The organism is Micromonospora deserti (assembly GCF_003236335.1).
GTDB classification, from domain to species: domain Bacteria; phylum Actinomycetota; class Actinomycetes; order Mycobacteriales; family Micromonosporaceae; genus Micromonospora; species Micromonospora deserti.
This window is the reverse complement of record NZ_POUB01000450.1, coordinates 1-2702: the sequence shown is the minus strand read 5'-3', so window position 1 is coordinate 2702 and position 2702 is coordinate 1. Positions and strand designations below refer to the sequence as shown.

Genomic DNA, 2702 nt, shown 5'->3' with positions numbered 1-2702 from the left:
GTATAAGAGACAGCCCCCTCCCGCCGCCAACCCGGTGGGCGGCCCGGCGGCGGTCCCGCCCGCCGGATCGGCTGTCCACAGGAATCGACAGCCGCGATTGCTGTGGGGTACGGTCCGGTGTGCCGTGACGGTGGCGGCACGCTCAGTGAGGTCTGGCCGGGAGGAGTCCGCCGATGCCGCGGGGGGAGATCGACGAGGCCTGGATCGAGGAGGCGGTGCGGCGCTACCGCCGGATCGAGTCGCTCCAGGCCGAGTTCGACCAGGCGGTGGCGACGGTCGAGGTGACCGTCCGGTCGCCGGACGGGCTGGTCGAGGTGGTGGTGACCGCCGGCGGGCGGATCACCGACGTGCGCTTCCTCGGCCCGCTGCACAACCGCCAACCGCGGGACGTCGCCGGTTCGGTGCAGGCCGCGGTCACCGCGGCGGCCGACGCCGCGCAGTGGGCCCGGGAGAAGCTGCACAACGAGACCTTCGCCGCCTACCGCCCGCTCGCGGGGGCCTGAGATGGAGATCCTGCACACCCTCGCCGCCCGGCTGGACGGGGCGAGCGAGACCATGACCACCGTGTCCCGCACCGTCACCGCCGCCGACCCGGCGCAGGCCGCGTTCGGGGCCGACGCCCCGGGCCGGCCCGGCGAGATCGGGCGGGCCCTGCACCGGCAGTGGGCCGCCGCCACCGGTGACCGGGCCCGCGAGGCGCACGCCGCCGCCGCCCGGCTCGCCGCCGCCGCGGCCGCCGTGCGCGAGGCCGCCGACCGCTACGCCGGCGCCGACCACGCCGCCCGGCGGCGGCTCACCGGGGAGCGGTGATGGACGTCCTCGACCGGCTCGCCGAGCCCGGCCTCGACCTGCTGCGCCGCGTCGACACGCTGCTCGCCGGCGGGGCACCGGAGGGGCACCGGGTCTGGCCGCTGCTGCGCCGGATGCAGGTGCTCCCGGGCGAGGCCGTCCAGGGCTTCCTCGACCTGCGTCCCGCCCCGCTGGCCGGCGCCGGCCACGCCGTGCGCCGGCTGGTCCGGGGGTACGACGAGGTCTCCGCCGCGCTGACCGATCCGGTGCTCTGGTCCGGTCCGGCCGCCTCGGCGTACGGGCAGGCCCGGACGGCTCTGCTGCATCACCTCGAGGAGGGGCCGGAGAGTCTGGTCGGGCGGCTGGAGTCGACCGCCGGTTACGCCGACGCGCTCGCCGACTGGGTGGAGGGAAGCCGGGTCGCGCTGGCCCGGGCGCTCGCCGACGTGCTCCGTTCGGCCGAGGCGGTGGCGGTGGTCGCGGCGACGTCGGTGCCGGTGGGCGCGTCGGGGCCACGGGGGCTGGCCGGCCCGGGTGGGCCCGAGGCGGCCGAGATCGCCGCCCGGGTGCTGGCGGTGCTCTGCGTCGCGTACGACGGGGCGGAGACGCTGCTGCGCCAGTGGGGGCCGAGCCTGGCGGAGACCCGCTGGCGGGCGCCGCTGGTCGACCGTCCCCGTCCCGGCACGCCCACGCGCGTCGGCTGGTAGCCCCGCCGAAGCGCTCGCACGCACCGGGCCCGGCATGTTCGGGCGTGTCGGCGGCCCCGCCGAGGCGCCGCAGGCGCCGGGCCTGACACGGCGCACGGCGTCGCGCTCTGGACCGGTCTGGCCGGACTCCGGCAGCGACGCCGTGGCCTTACCCTGCACCCCCCGCAGGTCTGCGTTCACTCAACGCCTCGGCTGAGGCTTTGTCCCGCCAGGTCGGCGGGATTCAGCCGTAAGGGCGAGGGGCAACGGCACGACGAGGTCATCCGCGGGTCGGTCAAGTCGACGACCGTGGATGGCTGCTCGGTGTAGCCGGGTGGCGACTCCGGGCGGGCCGTGGCTGTCCGGCAGACGTAGGGTGAGGGGCATGGGCATGCTCTGCGCGGTCAGCTTCCACCGGTACGGGCGCCTCTACTACCTCGACCCGGGTGAGCTGAGCCCCCAGGTCGGCGACAAGGTGCTGGTGCCGACCGACGACGGGCCCGAGGTGGCCGAGTGCGTCTGGGCCGCGCAGTGGGTCTCCGAGGACACCGACGGGTTCCCGCGGCTCGCCGGGCTGGCCGAGGAGGAGGATCTGCGCCGTGACGAGGCACTGCGCCGGCGCAAGGCCGAGGCGAAGGTCGCGGCGAAGCGGCTGATCCGGGAGCACGGTCTGCCCATGAAGGTGGTCGCGGTCGACCACGTGCTCGGCGGCGCCGAGGGCGGCGGTGAGCGGAGCACCATCTACTTCACCGCGCCGCACCGGGTGGACTTCCGGTCCCTGGTCCGCGACCTCGGTGCGACCCTGCACTGCCGGGTCGAGCTGCGGCAGCTCTCCGCCCGGGACTCGGCGCGGGTGCAGGGTGGCATCGGCTCCTGCGGCCGGGACCTCTGCTGCGCCACCTTCCTCACCGACTTCGAGCCGGTGACCATACGGATGGCCAAGGACCAGGACCTGCCGCTCAACCCGCTGCGCATCTCCGGCGCGTGCGGCCGGCTGATGTGCTGCCTGAAGTACGAGCACCCGCTGTACCAGCGGTTCCAGGAGTCCGCCCCGCCGGTCGGCACGCGGGTTTCCACGCCCGAGGGCGACGGCCGGGTGGTCGGGCACAGCGTCCCGCGCGACTCGGTCACGGTCCGCCTGGACGCCGACGGCTCCCGCTGCTCCTGCTCCCGCGCCTCAGTCTGCGCCCCCCGCCAGGCCCACGACCAGCACTACACCCCCTGACC

The 2702-nt window shown here is 75.9% G+C and carries 4 protein-coding genes; all 4 read left to right on the top strand.

Features of this window, described 5'->3' with window-relative positions; genetic code table 11:
• Positions 1 to 173: 173 nt before the first annotated feature.
• The 4 genes from C1I99_RS31000 (at position 174) to C1I99_RS30985 (ending at position 2700) form a co-directional block, all read left to right on the top strand.
• Positions 174 to 503, top strand: coding sequence for a YbaB/EbfC family nucleoid-associated protein (locus C1I99_RS31000; RefSeq protein WP_111137690.1), 330 nt, complete (start codon positions 174 to 176; stop codon positions 501 to 503).
• 1 nt (position 504) lies between these two features.
• A complete protein-coding gene (locus tag C1I99_RS30995; RefSeq protein ID WP_111137689.1) occupies positions 505 to 810 on the top strand; it encodes a hypothetical protein in 306 nt (101 codons plus the stop codon).
• Positions 810 to 1496, top strand: a complete 687-nt coding sequence (locus C1I99_RS30990) for a hypothetical protein (protein WP_111137688.1) — start codon at positions 810 to 812, stop codon at positions 1494 to 1496. Before C1I99_RS30995 ends, C1I99_RS30990 begins: the two co-directional genes overlap by 1 nt.
• A 364-nt stretch (positions 1497 to 1860) precedes the next feature.
• Positions 1861 to 2700 (top strand): PSP1 domain-containing protein, encoded by an 840-nt coding sequence (locus tag C1I99_RS30985; protein WP_111137687.1) that lies wholly within the window; start codon positions 1861 to 1863, stop codon positions 2698 to 2700.
• Positions 2701 to 2702: the final 2 nt, after the last annotated feature.